The organism is Agrobacterium sp. CGMCC 11546 (genome assembly GCF_013365515.1).
Lineage (GTDB): Bacteria > Pseudomonadota > Alphaproteobacteria > Rhizobiales > Rhizobiaceae > Agrobacterium > Agrobacterium fabrum.
In genome coordinates this window covers 1-17,749 of record NZ_CP047390.1, presented here as the reverse complement: position 1 = coordinate 17,749, position 17,749 = coordinate 1, and the positions used below count along the sequence as shown (strand labels likewise).

Here is a 17,749-nt window from a genome sequence, read left to right as displayed (position 1 = left end):
AGAATATGATCGCGTTTATGCAAGCGCGTATGAACCGCGAAAGCACAGCAAGACCCGGCGTGCGGGCGCTAGTTCTCAAATATCAGGCGGCAAGGGAACAGTCGGTGCCTGTCCAACATAGCGGGCGTCATTGAGAAACGCTCGAACGGGCTCAACCCGAGGATGCTTCAGATGGACATTTCCGCAATTTATCGCGGCTATACTACAATAGTCCTGACAGCAGGACTTCTTCGAATCGTTAAAATTCGAGTGTTCACCCAAACCGCCACGACGATCATCATCCGACGTGGCGGCTTGATGACCCATGTGCAAACCGTGATACATTTCTTGCTGGGAGACTTGCGCGGGTTGATCGGGATGCATCCCCGCATTTAGCGCAGAAACGCTGTATCCCCCAAGCGACACCACGATCGCTAGTCGAAAGATCAGCGTCAAGGCTGCAGATATGAATCGATGCATCGGTTTCATATGGATCACATCACCGCATCCTGGAAAATTGTCAACAGTCGTCGCTTCAAACAAAAAATTCGCATAGTTGCTTCGACGTTAAGAGCGACGGCAAGCTAAACGGTAACGATGCGCTCGGCCACCAATTGTCCAGCCGAGCGCATGTCACTTCAGTTCTCATCTGTTACGTCTGCCAGTCCGGAATTCTGCCAACGGGTCTACGATCGCTGCAGTCCCAAAACGTTTGTTGGTCCGTTCGACCTTTCCGCTGTCCAATACGCGAAAAGTGACATCCGGATCGGAGACTGACGTGGCCGTATCACCTGGTTTTCCGTGGCCTTGCGTGATTTTGGCAATCGGCGAAGCAGCTTCGCTAAGCATGCTGGTTGCCGAAGCGGCGGAGGATGCGGCGATTAGGGAGAAAGCGGCGATAGCTAGTTTATTGATCATTTTACAACACCTCGTGGCACTGCGATCTTGCAGTATTGTGAAGTTAGACCACGTGCTTTTCAGCCACCTGTCGCCAACTATACAAATTTGTAAAACCGCACATGGGTCCATTGCCGCAAGAAAGCCAGAATTGCGCGGCGATGAACACTATCCCGCCGGGAGCAACCGTGATTTGCGAGGTAACTCTTTCGCCTATGAAGATACTCTTAGTGGAAGACGACAACACCACAGGAAACTATATCGTGAAAGGGCTGAATTCTTCAGGCCACACGGTTGATTGGATTGCAGATGGGCGAGAGGCGCTCGCCGCTGGGCTCGATGGCCGGTACGATGTCCTCGTCATTGATCGAATGATCCCAGGACTGGATGGTCTCAACCTCGTGAAGAGCCTTCGGGCTGCCTCAGTTCGTGTACCCGTGTTATTTTTAACGGCGATGAGCGGCGTTGACGACCGCGTTGAAGGCTTGGAAGCAGGTGGTGACGACTATCTGGTAAAACCATTCGCGTTCTCGGAGCTTGCCGCAAGAATAAATGCACTTTTTCGACGTCCCCCAATCGCGACAGAGAAAACACGCCTGCGCGTTGGCGACCTGGATATGGACCTCGTCAGCAGAACGATAACCCGGGCGGGTCAACACATTGATTTGTTACCTCGGGAGTTCGCGCTTTTGGAGTTCCTTATGCGAAACGAAGGGCGCGTGCTGACAAAGACGATGTTTCTCGAAAAAATATGGAATTTCAATTTCGATCCCCAAAGCTCTGTCGTGGAAACGCACATCAGCCGGCTAAGGGCTAAAATCGACAAACCATTTGACCAACCACTTTTGCACACCGTTAAAAACACGGGCTATACACTCCATGCTCGGCAATAGTTTTTTCAAGAACACCGCTGTCAGGCTGGCGATAATTTATATCGCCTTATTTTTCGTCGCATCACTTGGTGCGAACGTTGCTGCGTACCAGATGGTGGTGAGTTTTCTTGATGAACGGTTGAACTTGAATGTGATGGAGCGCTTCCGAGAGATCGAGTCAGCCTTCGACGCTCGTGGTTTGCAAGGCGCGGTTCAAATGATTGACAGTCACGGACCCGCGATCCGGCGTCAGGAGACTATGTATACCTTGCGGGGAACAGCAGGAGAGTTGATCGCAGGAAATGCCCGATTTTCCAACGTTCCAGTTGGATTTTCGATTCTACAACCGGACGACCAGCATGACGGTGCCTCCTATTACAAGCTTTTCAACGGTTCGTTGGGACCAAACGAACTTGTGGTTGGCACCAGCTATGGAGACACCGACGAACTGACGCGAATTGTTCTCGTCAGTTTCGGATGGGCGACGGCCATCGTTCTTTCCATAGGAATGGCGGGGGCGGCTATATTAGCCTATAGAACCCGACGCCGTATCTCGTCGCTAACCCAAATCGCCCACGCCATTGGACACGGTGAGCTGTCAAAACGGCTTCCGGTCTCGTCGCGCATGGATGAAATCGACACATTATCGGTGGAGATCAACGTGGCGTTGGCGAGGCTGGAAGCCAGCGTTGCTGCGCTAAAACAGGTGACAACCGATGTCGCCCATGACCTGAAGACCCCCATTGGCCGCACGTTCCTTGTACTGGAAGACGCTCTGAACGCCTGCTCAGCTGATGAGATGAGGGAGGGCGTAGAGAAAGCCTTGGAAGAAATCCGATCGGTTGCTTATACTTTTGATGCGCTTTTGCGTATCGTACAGATCGAGTCCAGAAGCAGAACCGCTCGCTTCACTAATCTCGATCTCTGCGAACTCATTCGAGATATTTATGAAATGTATGATGTCATTGCTGGCGAGGAAGGGTATGACCTAACGATCCATGGAGATTCGAGCGGCTGTTGGGTTGTTGGTGACCCCGATCTTATCCGACAATTGCTCGCAAACTTACTGGCAAATTCTATGCGCCACGCTCCGGTGGGTTCACGTATTTGGATTGGAACTTCGCGCCATGGTGGCCAAGTCTTACTAAGTGTCGCCGATAACGGACCCGGTATACCTGAGGAAGAGCACACGCGTGTATTTGACCGGTTTTATCGCCTTGAGAAAAGCAGGACCACAACAGGATCGGGATTAGGGCTAAGCCTCGTCAAAGCGATCTGTGAGCTTCACGGCGCTACCGCAACTCTTTCGGATAATTCGCCAGGACTTCGTGTGGTCGTCGTATTTCAAGACCCACAGGCTTAAATAACTCAAAGACGTTCAGGGAACCTTTGTGCGACCCTGGAGTTTGCGTTTGCATTCGGGAGCCACGAATGCAAAAGCAGAGAACCATTTGCCGTCTGTTCGCCGCTGTCAGCGCGTTGTTGATGGTGTTTCACATCATTGGCGCGCCTCAGGGCTTTGCTGCGGATTCGAAGGGCTGTGCGGCGGTTCATGCCGGGACGTCAGACACTCACCACAGCACGCAGCCTCTGAAGAACTGCTGTACGGGTTTGCACTGCTGCCCGATAACTCAGAGAGCTCCTACGACTGGTTTGCCAGTAGCCATCGGCTATCGTCTTGACCACTCAGTTCGAACTTCTGCCGCTCTCTACCTGGATCGTTCCCCCGATCCGCCTCCCAAATCCGACCTCCTGCGACGACCCTTCAATTCAACAGGAGTTTGAAAAATGAAAAACTTTTTTAGAGCATCCTCCACCGTGATTGCTTTTGCATCAATGCTCGCTTCCCTTCCGGCGTTCGCTCAGACCGCATATCCGGAGAAATGCAAATCAGGCGCGGCCGCATCAGGCGATATGGCTATGAAAGACCATGAAAACTCTATGCCCGAAATGACCGACTACCAGAAGGAGTCGATGGAGGGCATGAAGACCATGGGTATGAACATGATGCAGGGCATGATGAAAAAGGATCCTGACGTTTCGTTCGTCTGCGGGATGATTGCCCACCACATGGGCGCCATCAGCATGGCGCAGGTCGAGCTGAAGCATGGCGATAACGCCGAAGCAAAAGCCAATGCCCAGAAAATCATCGATGCCCAGACGAAGGAGATCGAGGAGATGACAGCCTGGGTTGAGAAGGAGGTTAAATAAAATGTATCACCCATCACCCGAGATGAAGGCCTGCACCGAAAACTGCCTGGCCTGCTACAGCGAATGCCTGTCGACGGCCATGGCCCACTGCCTGGAAATGGGTGGGCAGCATACTGAGCCAAAGCATTTCAAGCTCATGATGGCATGTGCTGAAATCTGCCGAACGTCCGCGCATTTCATGTTGATCGGCACGGAACATCACAAGCACATCTGTAGGGAGTGCGCCGAGATTTGCCGCCAGTGCGCCGACGACTGTGATCGTATTGGGGACATGGAGAGCTGCGTCACGGCCTGTCGCAAATGCGCGGAAAGCTGTGAAAAAATGGCTGCTTGACCAAACGGCCGGGGCTATTCCCCGGCCACCACTCCCGACAAAGTTAGGCCGTAAAGTCTCCGTTACTGGGCGGTGGATTCCAATGTATAAATACAAACGACAGCCGTGTTGGCCTCAGGACCAGGCCGGGTTTGTTCTACCTGCGCCCCTACTCCGTTTGTCATATCTTGACACTTCTCAGTCTCAGGGAATTGCCGATCACGCTGACGGAAGACAGGGCCATGGCCGCTGCGGCAATGATGGGCGATAGCAGAAGGCCAAACGAAGGGTAAAGGATACCGGCCGCCACAGGTATCCCTGCTGCATTGTAGAAGAAAGCAAAGAACAGGTTTTGCCGGATGTTTGCCATAGTCGCCCTGCTGAGTTGCCGGGCCCTGACGATGCCCTGAAGGTCGCCTTTCAGGAGAGTGACACCTGCACTTTCGATGGCAACGTCGGTCCCAGTGCCCATGGCAATGCCGACGTCCGCCGCTGCCAAGGCGGGCGCGTCGTTGACCCCATCTCCTGCCATCGCGACAATCCTGCCTTCTCCTCGGAGTTTGGCAACAATTTTGCTCTTATCTTCAGGGAGAACTTCGGCTTCGACTTCGGAAATTCCGAGACGCCGTGCAACTGCAAGAGCCGTGGTCTTGTTGTCACCGGTCAGCATAACGACGCGGACGCCTTCATTGACCAACGCCTTCACCGCTTCGGGGGTCGTTACCTTCACGGGATCGGCAATCGCGAACAATCCCTCCACTCTGCCATCGGCGGCCATGAAAATGACAGTTGCGCCTTCGTTCCGTAGCGCCTCTGCCTGCGCAGTAACCGATGAAACATCGATACTGCTTTCTTCCATAATGCGATGACTGCCCAGGATAAGCCTCCGACCGTCGACAACACCGGTCACTCCCTTGCCGACGGGACTATCGAATTCTTGCGCGACTCCATGCTGGATGTTCCTTTCGACAGCAGCGGTAACGATTGCCAGCGCAAGTGGATGTTCGCTGGATCGTTCGAGAGTTGCAGCCGTCCTGAGTAACTCGGTCTCGGACACGCCTTCGCTTGGAACTATAGCGGTCACCTTCGGCTGGCCTTCCGTAAGGGTCCCGGTCTTGTCGACAACCAAAGTGTCGACCTTTTCGAACCGCTCCAGAGCCTCGGCATTTTTGATCAGTACACCCAGCTTCGCCCCTCGGCCAACACCGACCATGATCGACATGGGCGTCGCCAGACCCAAGGCACACGGGCAGGCAATGATAAGAACAGCAACCGCAGCGACAAGACCATGCGCAAAGCGAGGTTCAGGACCGATAGAGAACCACACGAAGAACGAGAGCACTGCCACTGCGATTACCACCGGTACGAACCATCCGGACACTTCGTCGGCCAGGCGCTGGATAGGTGCTCGGGACCGTTGAGCTTCCGCAACCATTTTCACGATCTGTGAAAGCATGGTGTCCTTGCCAACTTTCCCTGCCTCCATGACGAAGCCCCCGGTCTGGTTCATGGTGCCGCCGATGAGTTTCGAACCGGCCTCCTTCGTCACCGGCATCGATTCGCCGGTGATCATGGATTCATCGACGGAACTGCGGCCCTCCAACAGTTTCCCGTCGACCGGAACTTTCTCGCCGGGGCGGACACGCAAATGATCACCAACGGCTACCACTTCCAATCCGATGTCTTCGTCGGACCCATCAGGATTTACCCGCCGTGCCGTTTTTGGTGCGAGATCGAGCAGTGCACGGATCGCACCGCCAGTCTGTTCACGCGCCCTCAGTTCGAGCACCTGTCCCAGCAGAACGAGGACGGTGATGACGGCAGCCGCCTCGAAATAGACCGCGACAGCGCCTTCTCCGGACCGGAAAGTTTCCGGAAAAATGCCTGGCATGATGGTCGCGATCACGCTGTACATCCAAGCCACGCCTGTACCCATCGCGATGAGGGTGAACATGTTGAGGTGGCGCGTAACGACCGATTGCCAGCCGCGTTCGAAGAAGGGCCACCCTGCCCAAAGAACGACAGGCGTAGCCAGTACAAGCAGAATCCAGTTAGAGGTCTGGGGCGCGAGTATCATATGAAGGTTCGTCAGGTGCCCACCCATCTCCAATGCGAGAACCGGTAGCGAAAGAGCCAGACTAATCCAGAACCTCCGGGACATGTCGATGTATTCGGCGCTAGGTCCAGATGCGACCTCCGGAGTCTCAGGCTCCAGCGTCATACCGCAGATGGGGCAGTTACCTGGGCCAATCTGCCTGACCTGCGGGTGCATCGGGCAGGTGTAGACGACGTCTTCTCCAGAACCGGTAACAACTTTCGGCTTAAGCGGGACCGCGTTCGACGGCCCTTGACCATGTTCATTGTGATGATCATGAGGATGGCGGGCATGCCCGCGATGTTCGTTCGTCATGTCTGCCTCCGTTAGATTGCACTACCATAGGTGACAAAAGACATCATGCCTGCCGCCATGTGATAGAGGTGGTGGCAATGGAGCGGCCAGCGGCCCGGGTTGGCCGCATCGAACTCAATGGTTACCTGGGCCATCGGCGGTAGAAGCACGGTGTCTCGTACGGCTCCGGCGAATTGTTTGCCATTAATCGCGACCACCTGGAAATGATGTCCATGCAGATGCATGGGGTGTGCCATCATCGACATGTTATGCATCGAGATTTGTACACGCTGCCCTTTGGTGACATTCAAAGGCTCGGATTCTTCGATCTGCCATTTGTATTTCGCCATATCTCCACTCAGCATCAATCCGAAGCGCCGGTCAGGTGTACGGATGGGGAGAGGTGTGAGGCCAATGAGTTGCTCTTCCAAAGCGAGATCGAGAACAGGGCCTTTCTCTGAATCAACGGCTTCCAGCTTGGTCACCGAAGCATCAGCGGTAGCGAGTATGATGCCTGTTCTCTCTCTGGCACCCTCACGCAGTGCTAGCACGGGAAATGTCCCCGAACCGGGGGGCAATTGCAGCCGGATGTCCAGCCGCTGACCCATCGAAGCAGGGAACCGACGGCCGGGAGTTGGCTGAATGTCGATCCCATCAACAGCGAACAGCTCACCATCGATAGAGCCAGTGTCGATAGTAAAGGCCGTCGCTGTGGCACCGTTGATGATGCGCAACCGAACTCTACCACCTTTCTCCACCTGGAAGACCTCGGGATCATCCAGAGTCCGATCATTGGCCAGATAGGCATCATATTCGATATCGTTCAGGTCCATCGTCGGCATTCCTGTATTTGAATCATTGTCCATCGGCATCTGATGGCCGGCATGCATGTTCGTCATCGACGACATTTTGCCGCCACCCATTTCCATGCCGTGGGCCTGATTTTCCGACTGAAGCTCTGCGAGCAGTTCCTCGGGCGATTTGAATGAAAAGTCATGAAGAAGGATTACAACTTCTTGCTCGTCGCGGGCGCGATCTTCCGCGGTCCGAACGATCAAAGGGGCGGCCAGGAGGCTCTGCTCCTGGAGTGTATGAGCGTGCATCCAATGGGTGCCGCCCTTTCCAACCGGGAAATCGTACTGTCGGATTTCCTTGGCTTTCAACAGTGCAGCTGGATTATCCGGTACGCCGTCCATATTCCACGGCGGCGTCAGACCGTGCCAATGGATCAAAGTTTCTTCGGCCGTATCGTTGCGAAGGCTAACGTTGAATTGTGTCTCGGCATCCAGGATGAGCCCCGGACCGCCATCTCGGTTCGTGAACCCGAAAACGGTCGCGGGCTTCCCGCTGACTTCAAGAACACGTTTCACAATAGTCAGCTCGATTGCAGACGCGTTCGCACGGGCAACTGCTGTGCCAACTGGCGAAAATGCTGCCGCGCCAACGGCGAGTGTTTTTAGAAAGTCTCGACGGTACATGATTTCTCTCTCGATCTTTGTCGGCGTGCCGACTATTTTGCTCTGTGTTCTGCGCGTATGCAAAGTTGTCAGGCAGCAGATCGAGGCGGCTCGAAGCCAGGCGCTGGTTCTCGCCCTAAAGGATAGAAGGACCACTCGATAATCGGATGCGCCGGAAAATACGGGGGCATTTGCGGGTGGAGTTCCATAATAGCCGTGACGCAAGCTGCGCAGGTCGCACTGCAGCACGATTTTTTGTCGGGCGACATTTTACCCGCTGCCTGTCGATCGCCATGCTCTTGATGATAGGCGTCGGCTGCGACTTTTGGGGCGCTGCATGGCGAAGTAGAGGCGTGAGAAGCAGGCGCGGCGAAAATGATCGCGGCCGCTACAAGCGCCACCACCAGCCTCCAGAACGTTGATCCCTTGTCGTGCCAGCTCATTTAAACTCTCACATCATCTGCACGTTACAGGTTCAAGGGTGCCGGACCTTGATCTCTATCAATCCCAACCTCCCAAAGCTGATGGTGCTCCTTCCAATGGTGGTAAGGTCAAGGGGGCCGTGCGCTTACTTACCGCTCGGTAGAAAGAAGTTAATATGCGAACAATTGCACCGTTCGGCAATAATTTGTTCCTCAGTGATTTCTTAATCGTGGTCGTTTTTTAAAGCTGGCCGAATGCTCGGGTGTCGGAATAATTGGCCTCCGTCGTTGTGAAGAGCTATCGTCGCTGAGGTAAGGGAAAAGCTGGTCGATATGCACGGCGACACATCACCCTCGACATTTACCGGCGAGGCATAACCGAACGATACGGGAGGGTTCTCAGGTGATAGCCAGAGCCATTGGGGCAAATCACTGGACGAAGTGTCTTGGTACAGCCATCGCTCTCGTTGTCTCGGTAAGCTCGGAAGGATTGACCGAGCCGAACGAAATAGTTGTGACCCGCCAGCAGGAGATGAAGGCTATCGCTTTGGCAGCCAAGTCCATCGCTGGCATGTTTAAATCACCAGAAACTTATTCCGCGCAATTATTCGAAGACGCGGCGATGACTATCAGCGAACGCGCCGGTTACCGAATGATCAATCATTTTGACAACGCCACCGCTTCAGACGGCTCCAAAGCGACCAAGGTAATAGCGACGGACCACGATCGGTTCGCCGAGCTGGCAACGGACCTGAAGAACTATGCCGACAACTTGATCAAAGCTGCAGAGCAGCATCCTGGTCCAATGTCAGAGGACATGCGCATGAAGAAAGGGGAGCAGATGCAAGGTGGTATTCTTGGCTCCCGTTACAAGCCCGAACGCTCGGAATCCGAGATATCTGCTGAACATACATTCCATATGATGCTGCAGACTTGCTCATCGTGCCACACGAAGTTCCGCTCACAATAGCCATGTAACGATGGCCTTGATCGCGACCCGGCCCGTTTGAAGCTCCGTTATTTCTCTCCGGTGAGACCGGCTGAGCTTCTCGCCGAACACGCTGTACAATTGCCGTTGCAGCATCTGTAATATCAGTGAGTTGTCGGCGTATCTGCTTTACCTAAGAGTTGACGAAAGCATGAATTGCTATCGAAGCAAGAATGATAAGGCTACATATCAGCCCAATAAGAGCTAACCGACGGTTAGCCTGTCTCACAACTCGGGGCCGAGCGCGACGTTTCAGCCGTTGACGGTGCGGGAGTATCAATTGGCCGCCTTGCCGAAATTTTCTCTTGCCGCCCGACGTGGTCCGTTCCTCTCTGCCTTACTAAAGTTGATCTGCGGATAAATCACAACTCGCGAAAACAGTCACTCTGAAGCGACGGAATATAGCCTGTGATCGGGGCAATGAGAACTTCATCTGCCGCATTGCTCTCAAACCATGACAGGCTTGGTGCCCAGAGTGAACTTCGCGACGGCGTCGGGACCACCGATTTTGATCGCCTTGTCTACTGTGCCAACACGATGGCCGGAGATCATATCGAGAACTTCAAACTGATCATAGGGACTCTCCGATTTATTGATGAGACTGAGTTGAGGCTTCCAACGCAAGGAGGTCAAGAGGTCTTTAAAAACTTTCCGCGCCTTTCGGTCGCGGTTTTCGACGCAACCACCTACTTCACAGGCGCATCGCTCTGTGCCAGAGTATGAACATGGTAGTCATTGCTGCGCTGCGGCGCGCCCTTTTGCTAGTTGCTTTGCTGGGACTGCTGTTCGCTCCGGCAACCATTGGTGTGGCCATGGCTGCGATGACGCCTGGACTGGATGCGCAGATGAATATGGGCAGCGGGACGAATGTGCAGGGCTGCCCGGACGAGCAGCCAGTGAAAAAGCTCGACTGCGGTAAACCTTGCCCGCTTGCTTTGATCTGCTCCACCAGCCTGATTGGGAGCTTTGGCTCAAACGCACAATGGAAGTCTGTTTTCGCGATGCACGACCTGAAGTTCTCTCTGCCAAGCGAGGACGATTTCCGGTCTGCTGTCTCAGAGCCACCCGCACGTCCACCGAAAATTTAATCTCACCCTTTTTCGAACAAAAGCAGTGCCATTGCTGGTCTGCTTGAACGTAAACGCACGAGCGACGCCTGTTGCGCGCTTTGGTGGGATTCCAATGAAAAACTTCTCTCATACTTCGCGGTCTCTGATCGCTGCCTTCCTGCTTTCCATCCCGCCTGCAGCTCTGGCGGGCTCTACCGACTATGAATTCCAACTGGTTCATTCGTCAGTTCCCCAAGGTCCGGAAGCGCTTGTCTCCGTCCTTCTCAAAGACAAGCGTACCGGCAAACCGGTCCCGGATGCGGTCATTTTCGCGACCCGCCTGGATATGGCTCCCGAGGGAATGGAAGCCATGACGACGACATTGGACCCACTTCCCTCGGATGAAGCCGGTGTCTACCGCTTCAAAGCCAATCTTCCCATGGAGGGCGGCTGGCGCTTTAAGCTCGCGGTCAAGATGCAGGGCGAGCCAGAGACGGTTCAAGGCGAACTCGTGCTGCAGGCTAAGCCATGAGCATTGGCAGGATTATTTTCACCTCATCGTCGCTCGTCATCGTTGGGGCCGGGACCTATGCCGCCGGGATAAACGGTATCGGTCGTGAGCAACTCAAAACCTTGGTTGCGATGAGGGCGATTTCATCGCCTGTTCAGGCAAAAGGCTCGGGGAAGGTAATCTATTTCCGCCACCCGGATGGGTTACCGGAGTATTCACTCAGTCCCAAAAAGACGCTGGATGGCCGTGCATTCCTGGAGGTGCGACAAAGTGAGGACGTCAGCTTCGAACCTGTCAAACCTGACGTCCAACAGGTCGGCGCGCGTAGGGTGCTGTACTACCGCAATCCCATGGGCCTCGCAGACACATCCCCGGTTCCGAAGAAGGATTCCATGGGGATGGACTATCTTCCGGTCTACGACGGTGACCAGCCTCAGGCAGGGGAACTGCGTGTGCCGTTGGGCAAGCTACAGAAAACCGGCGTCAGAACAGCCATCGCCGAGCGTCGCAAGATGTCGCGGCGCATCAGAATACCTGGCACGGTGCAATTCGACGAGCGTCGCAGCCGTGTTGTTTCGATGCGAACAGACGCGTTTATCGACAACGTCGCGAGCGTTACGTCAGGTGACGAGGTCAAAGCAGGTGATCATCTTTTTTCGTTCTATTCGGGAGATATCGCACGCGCTGCGGCCGAATTTTCGGCTTCTGTAAGAGCCGGAATGAGCGGCATGGCAACCAATGGTGCCAGACAACAACTGCGTAACCTGGGCCTCCAGGATCAGACCATAGATGAAATTACCAAAGGAGGGGTCGTACCGCGCTCTTTGGAATATTTCGCGCCAATGGGTGGCGTGGTCCTCGAACGGCAGGCAATACCGGGCATGATGGCCGAGGCCGGTGCCACGCTTTTCAGGCTCGCCGACAATTCGGTGATTTGGGTCATCGCTGACGTGCCAGAATATGATCTTGCAGCAATTAAGGTCGGCCAGCCCGTAACCGTTAGATTCTCTAACGCACCGGGTGAGCAAACCCAGAGCTCAATAGCCCTCATCTACCCGGACCTGCAAACGCAGACGAGGACGGCGAAAATCCGGATCGAGGTTCCGAACCCGACGGGTACTCTGCGCGCGAACATGTTCGCAGAAGTCGAGGTGGAAACGGGTGGAGAGGCACCAGTTCTTTCGGTGCCGGCTTCGGCGGTCATTGATACCGGAGACCGCCAGATTGTTTTCATCGACAAGGGCGAAGGCAGATTTGAAACCCGTGATGTAAAGCTCGGCGTTCGAGGGAACGACGAAGTGGAAATAGTCAGGGGTATCGACCCTGGTGCGCGCGTTGTCGCAACCGCAAACTTCCTTCTCGATGCGGAAAGCAACCTGACCTCGGCCCTTAACGCCCTCGTTAAGACGGAGAGCAAGCCATGATCGCAAACCTGATTTCCTGGTCAGCCCGGAACCTCGTTTTAATCTTCGTTGGCGCTGCACTCGCGGTTGCTGCGGGGATTTATTCTATCAGAACGCTGCCTCTGGACGCCATTCCGGATTTGTCCGACGTTCAGGTGATTGTCTACACGGACTATCCGGGCCAAGCGCCGCAAGTCGTTGAAGATCAGGTGACCTATCCGCTGACGACATCAATGCTGACGGTGCCACGCTCAAAGGTGGTGCGTGGTTTTTCATTCTTCGGAGTTTCGTTCGTTTACGTCATCTTCGAAGATGGTACCGATCCCTATTGGGCGCGCAGCCGGGTTCTGGAATATCTGAACGCAGCAGCCAGCCGACTACCCGATAGCGTCGCACCCGGTCTTGGGCCAGACGCGACGGGCGTTGGTTGGGTGTATCAGTATGCCCTTGTTGCCAAAGAGCTGTCGCTGGCCGAACTGCGTTCTCTGCAGGATTGGGTGGTCCGTTTCGGATTGGCCAAAGCCGACGGCGTGTCAGAAGTTGCCAGCGTCGGTGGCTTTGTGAAGCAGTATTCTGTTGTGGTCGATCCTATTCGACTTCGGGCTCAAGGGATCACGCTTAGACAAGTGACTGCCGCAATTCGTGGCAGCAACCGCGATGTCGGCGGTCGCACGGTCGAGTTGTCCGAGTTCGAGTTCATGGTGCGGGGAAAAGGCTATCTCCAGGGCAGTTCAGATATCGAGAACATCGTTCTTGCGACCGAGATGGGTGCGCCACTTCGTTTGAAGGATGTCGCTCGCGTCGAAGTCGTTCCGGACGAAAGGCGTGGCATAGCTGAACTGAATGGCGAAGGTGAGGTCGCAAGCGGGATTGTGCTTCAGCGGTTCGGTTCTAACGCGTTGTCGGTAATCGAAGGCGTGAAGGACAACCTGGCAACCATTTCGAAGAGTCTACCAGCTGGAACGGAAGTGGTTCCGGTATATGACCGGTCCCAGCTGATCGAGGCCGCAATCGAGACTTTGAAGAGTACGCTGATCGAGGAATCGGTTGTGGTTGCGCTCGTGACAATTGCCTTCCTTCTCCATATCCGAAGCGCGTTAGTGGCGATTATTATGCTGCCGGTGGGCATCCTCTTGGCCTTCGTCGCGATGCGAGCGCTTGGAATTGGCGCGAACATCATGAGCCTTGGTGGCATCGCGATTGCTATCGGAGCGATGATCGACGCGGCCATCGTCATGATCGAAAATGCACACAAACATCTCGAGCGCGCTCACCCTGACAAGAGCAGGTCAGAGGTCCTGATTGGGGCCGCGAGCGAAGTCGGCCCTGCGCTTTTCTTCAGCTTGCTGATTATCACCGTATCGTTCTTGCCAATCTTCACGCTCGAATCTCAGGAGGGCCGACTGTTCGGGCCTCTGGCGTTCACGAAGACCTTCGCGATGGCTGCCGCCGCGCTCCTGTCCGTCACGCTTGTGCCAGCTCTGATGATTGTCTTTGTTCGCGGAAAGATTGTTGCCGAGCATAGAAATCCCCTCAATCGTTTTTTGATTTGGGTCTATCGTCCGATCATAAATGGGGTGCTGAAAGCGAAAGTCTTTACCATTTTGTTGGCTATCGTGACGCTTGCTATGACGATCTGGCCCGCTCGCCAGATTGGTACCGAGTTCATGCCCAGCTTGAACGAGGGAACGTTGATGTATATGCCGACAACGCTGCCAGGTCTGTCCGTTACCAAGGCGGCGGAGCTGATCCAAACGCAGGACAGGATCATCAAGTCCTTCCCTGAAGTTCAGACAGTTTTCGGGAAAGCCGGGCGGGCATTGACCGCCACCGACCCCGCACCAACCGAAATGTTCGAGACGATCATCACGCTAAAACCGAAGTCCGAATGGCGACCAGCCGTAACGATAGATAGCCTCAAACAGGAAATGGATGCCGCGCTCCAGTTCCCTGGTGTGTCGAACGCCTGGACCATGCCGATCCGAGCTCGCATCGACATGCTCTCGACTGGTATTCGCACGCCTGTCGGTGTCAAAGTCTTCGGCAGCGATCTCAAGGAAATGGAGCGGATTGCCCGCGATATCGAAACTGTTCTGAAAGCAGTTCCGGGCACATCAAGCGCTTATGCAGAACGGGTGATAGGTGGCTATTACCTAGATATCATTCCAGACCGGCTCGCGCTTGGCAGGTACGGATTGACAATCGATGACGTCCAGGACGTCATTTCCATAGCGCTCGGAGCAGAGGTCGTAACATCCACAGTAGAAGGGCGTGAACGATACGGGGTTGCCGTGCGCTATCCCCGGGCATTCCGTAGTGACCCACAATCGATTGCTCGGGATGTCCAGGTTGCCATTCCAGGCGGTGGGTCAGTTCCGCTTGGTCAGGTGGCGGAGGTTCGTTTGAGCCGTGGCGCAACAAGCATTCGAACGGAAAACGGTCAACTAGCAGTTTACGTCTTCGTTGATATCGCCGGACGCGACCTCGGCGGATATGTTGCTGATGCGCGTGACGCCGTCGAGAAAAGCGTCGAGATGCCCTCTGGCTATTCGGTCGCCTGGAGTGGCCAGTTCGAATATCTGGAACGCGCAAAGGCCAGACTTGCTATCGTGGTGCCTGTCACCCTGGCACTCATTTTTTTGCTTCTTTACCTGAATTTTAAAGCGCTGACGGAAACTCTCATCGTTATGCTCTCGCTGCCTTTTGCGCTCGTCGGAGGCATCTGGCTGATGTGGTGGCTGGGGTTCAATGCGTCAGTCGCCGTGGCTGTGGGCTTCATCGCACTTGCGGGTGTCGCAGCGGAAACAGGCGTAATCATGCTCATCTACCTTGACCATGCCCTCCGTGAAAAACGCGAATTGTGTCTCGTCGAGAAACGCCCGTTGACGAAGGATGATCTGCGGGATGCGATCATGGTGGGTGCGGTTGAACGCGTCCGGCCGAAAATGATGACAGTAGTCGCGATCATGGCCGGTCTGATCCCTATCCTCTGGAGCACAGGAACAGGATCGGAAATCATGCAACGAATAGCCGTGCCAATGATTGGAGGCATGGTATCGTCCACGATCCTCACGCTAGTCGTCATTCCAGCTGTCTACGCCCTGGTAAAGGGATGGCGGCTACCGCGATCTTCCGGCGATCATATTCCAGTATTCCATGAAAACCAAAGCGAAGGAGCTCTTGCATGAACAGGAGACAATTTATCTGCACCGCTGTTGCCACGTTGGCGGTTAGCAGCACACAACCCGCCACTGCGTCCCAGCCGGTGATGGTGGTCTACAAGGATCCATCTTGTGGGTGCTGTGGGGCCTGGGCCAGCGCTATGGCTGATGCCGACATCCAGGTCGACGTCAAGGATGTTGCTGATCTGGATGCAGTAAAGAGAAAGCACGGCGTACCGAAAACTGCCGAAGGTTGCCACACCGCAATTATCGGCCGGTATTTCATCGAGGGTCACGTTCCTCTCGAAGCAGTCGTGAAACTCAGGAGTGAGGCACCAGATATTCTTGGTCTTGCCGTTCCAGGGATGCCAGTCGGCTCGCTCGGTATGGGAGACGATCCGGCGGTCGCATCCTACGATGTATTGAGCGTCGACAAAACCGGAGGAACGGCGATCTACATGCGCGTGAGGCCGATCAGCTATTAAAGGAATTGGCATATTGGCCGATCCGCCGAATGGCAGCCACTGTCTCGCGGGACTTGTACAGGCGGCCGATTGTTGACTGACCACCTGTCCGCGTTGCAGGCCGGTACTAAAATGCCTTGCTTTTTTTCTGACGGGTTTTGATCACACGATTAACGGTTTGCTGAAAAGGACCTTCGAGAACACCGGAAATTACTAGGGTCAGCATCGCTGTCAGGGGGATGGCCAGCCACGGAGATAGGTTCAAATTCTCTCTTGCAACGGACATAATTGGGTAATGAAGTACGTAGAGTGCGTAGGAAACCGGCGCTAATACAACAAAAGGCCCAAAAAGCCGCCTGAAGCCTTTCCATCCCATAACGGACCACCCGAAAATGACGAGAGCAATGACTATAGCACCTGCAAAATGTCGCAGTTCCAGAAAGGGGAACAGGATGCTGCTTCCGACATCGATTTCGGCCGGGGCGTCGGATGCTAGAACGGCAAGGCACAAGGCAACGAGAAAAACGGGCACGAGCGCCAGGAAAAACTCTCTCGTTTGAATGCGTCCAAGGTAAATTTCGCTCATCACCGCGCCCAGCCACCAGATACAGAAATAAGAAAGGAAACGGCTGAGCTGATTGGGATAAACCAGCATCAGAAGAAAGAACACGAACGAGGTGACACCAACTATGAATGTTCTCCGATTCGCAGGAGAAAACCGGGTGAGCACATAATAGAATAGGTAAAAAGCGACTTCATAAGAGAGAGACCATAGGGCTTTGTTACCCATGTAAGGCTCGACGATTGTTCCGGGTCTAGGTCTGTCCTGAAGCATCATAGCATTTCCGGCGAACGCACCAAGGTCCATGTCGATCAATTCACGGACGGAGAATGCCGCGCAGAAATAAGAAACGACAAGAGCGACTAGAAAAATCGGCATGATCCTGAGAAGCCTGTCCGTTGCAAAAATTTTGAAGCTTCTCTCATTTTTTTTCGACCAAGAGTAGTTGATAGAAAAACCAGACAGTAGAAAGAAAAGAATAACCGCCTCCTGCCCGAACCGGAACGGGATGGACAGGACGTAAGAATAGGTCTGAATTTCCGGTCTCAGGACATGGAAGAAAACGACGTAGAGGGCCGCGAAGCCACGTAAACACTCGATTTCGAAAATGCGATGCGTATTTGGGTCTCTACTGAACAACATTTTAGCTCACCGAACCATAATTTCGCCTCTGTTCGAGGTAACCGCACGCTCTTCAACTTCCGTTCGCAAACGTTAGCATGCTGACAGTTAATTTATGTTCGCAGAGATCGTTACTGAATGTTCGGGGGCGAACCGCCGCAGAGATTCTCGCGCACGAACTTCCGGAGGCCTTCCCTTTACACCCGGCCGCTTGAACTTATCGACGGTTTCTCCGAAATCGTTCCACGATCGCAGATTCAACCTCGTCAAGTTCCTCCCGCCCGCATCGTGGCAATGCATAAGTGCTATAGCGTCCAGCAGTTTGAAGCATTTAGCTTAGCGTAGGATTTCGCCCCCTGCCGCAAACGACCCCATGAAGACCGCCTCGACCGCCGTCTTCATATTGTCGTAGATGCCGCGCGTGCAAGTGCCACGGAAGAAGTCGAAGGC

15 protein-coding genes are annotated in these 17,749 nt (G+C 54.4%); 10 read left to right on the top strand and 5 right to left on the bottom strand.

Annotation, left to right across the window (positions count from 1 at the left end; all coding sequences use genetic code 11):
- Positions 1 to 75: 75 nt before the first annotated feature.
- Positions 76 to 522 (bottom strand): hypothetical protein, encoded by a 447-nt coding sequence (locus tag GSF67_RS24820; RefSeq protein ID WP_128822131.1) that lies wholly within the window; start codon positions 520 to 522, stop codon positions 76 to 78.
- 102 nt (positions 523 to 624) lie between these two features.
- Entirely contained in the window at positions 625 to 897 is a 273-nt protein-coding gene (locus tag GSF67_RS24815) for a hypothetical protein (protein ID WP_083815839.1), read from the bottom strand.
- A gap of 194 nt (positions 898 to 1,091) precedes the next feature.
- Here GSF67_RS24815 and GSF67_RS24810 point away from each other — a divergent pair, with 194 nt between their 5' ends.
- The 4 genes from GSF67_RS24810 to GSF67_RS24795 all read left to right on the top strand — a co-directional run bounded on the left by GSF67_RS24810 (position 1,092) and on the right by GSF67_RS24795 (position 4,293).
- Positions 1,092 to 1,769: a response regulator transcription factor gene (locus GSF67_RS24810; RefSeq protein WP_035215103.1), complete on the top strand. Its 678-nt coding sequence runs from the start codon at positions 1,092 to 1,094 to the stop codon at positions 1,767 to 1,769.
- Positions 1,756 to 3,111, top strand: a complete 1,356-nt coding sequence (locus GSF67_RS24805) for an ATP-binding protein (protein ID WP_006312268.1) — start codon at positions 1,756 to 1,758, stop codon at positions 3,109 to 3,111. The genes GSF67_RS24810 and GSF67_RS24805 overlap by 14 nt, the downstream gene beginning before the upstream one ends.
- Before the next feature lie 425 nt (positions 3,112 to 3,536).
- On the top strand, positions 3,537 to 3,959 hold the full coding sequence (locus GSF67_RS24800; protein ID WP_006312267.1) for a DUF305 domain-containing protein: 423 nt from the start codon (positions 3,537 to 3,539) through the stop codon (positions 3,957 to 3,959).
- Position 3,960: 1 nt separating this feature from the next.
- Positions 3,961 to 4,293, top strand: coding sequence for a four-helix bundle copper-binding protein (locus GSF67_RS24795; protein WP_006312266.1), 333 nt, complete (start codon positions 3,961 to 3,963; stop codon positions 4,291 to 4,293).
- 160 nt (positions 4,294 to 4,453) lie between these two features.
- On the opposite strand, the gene GSF67_RS24790 is transcribed toward GSF67_RS24795, so the two are convergent.
- A complete protein-coding gene (locus tag GSF67_RS24790) occupies positions 4,454 to 6,682 on the bottom strand; it encodes a copper-translocating P-type ATPase (RefSeq protein WP_035215071.1) in 2,229 nt (742 codons plus the stop codon).
- Positions 6,683 to 6,693: 11 nt separating this feature from the next.
- Positions 6,694 to 8,139 carry a multicopper oxidase family protein gene (locus GSF67_RS24785; protein ID WP_006312264.1) on the bottom strand — a complete coding sequence of 482 codons (1,446 nt, stop codon included), beginning with the start codon at positions 8,137 to 8,139 and terminating at the stop codon, positions 6,694 to 6,696.
- Between the two features lie 804 nt (positions 8,140 to 8,943).
- Between GSF67_RS24785 and GSF67_RS24780 the strand changes: the two genes are divergently transcribed.
- The 6 genes from GSF67_RS24780 (at position 8,944) to GSF67_RS24755 (ending at position 16,137) form a co-directional block, all read left to right on the top strand.
- Complete coding sequence (locus GSF67_RS24780; RefSeq protein ID WP_006312263.1) at positions 8,944 to 9,510, top strand: cytochrome c; 567 nt, start codon at positions 8,944 to 8,946, stop codon at positions 9,508 to 9,510.
- A 743-nt stretch (positions 9,511 to 10,253) separates the two neighbouring features.
- Positions 10,254 to 10,616 carry a hypothetical protein gene (locus tag GSF67_RS24775; RefSeq protein ID WP_244399809.1) on the top strand — a complete coding sequence of 121 codons (363 nt, stop codon included), beginning with the start codon at positions 10,254 to 10,256 and terminating at the stop codon, positions 10,614 to 10,616.
- Between the two features lie 94 nt (positions 10,617 to 10,710).
- On the top strand, positions 10,711 to 11,109 hold the full coding sequence (locus tag GSF67_RS24770; RefSeq protein ID WP_006312259.1) for a FixH family protein: 399 nt from the start codon (positions 10,711 to 10,713) through the stop codon (positions 11,107 to 11,109).
- Entirely contained in the window at positions 11,106 to 12,512 is a 1,407-nt protein-coding gene (locus GSF67_RS24765) for an efflux RND transporter periplasmic adaptor subunit (RefSeq protein ID WP_006312258.1), read from the top strand. The genes GSF67_RS24770 and GSF67_RS24765 overlap by 4 nt, the downstream gene beginning before the upstream one ends.
- Positions 12,509 to 15,679 (top strand): efflux RND transporter permease subunit, encoded by a 3,171-nt coding sequence (locus GSF67_RS24760; RefSeq protein WP_006312257.1) that lies wholly within the window; start codon positions 12,509 to 12,511, stop codon positions 15,677 to 15,679. Before GSF67_RS24765 ends, GSF67_RS24760 begins: the two co-directional genes overlap by 4 nt.
- A complete protein-coding gene (locus GSF67_RS24755) occupies positions 15,676 to 16,137 on the top strand; it encodes a DUF411 domain-containing protein (protein WP_006312256.1) in 462 nt (153 codons plus the stop codon). Before GSF67_RS24760 ends, GSF67_RS24755 begins: the two co-directional genes overlap by 4 nt.
- Before the next feature lie 106 nt (positions 16,138 to 16,243).
- On the opposite strand, the gene GSF67_RS24750 is transcribed toward GSF67_RS24755, so the two are convergent.
- The gene (locus GSF67_RS24750) at positions 16,244 to 17,320 is read right to left on the bottom strand and encodes an acyltransferase (protein WP_006312255.1); all 1,077 of its coding nucleotides are present in this window, start codon (positions 17,318 to 17,320) and stop codon (positions 16,244 to 16,246) included.
- Positions 17,321 to 17,749: the final 429 nt, after the last annotated feature.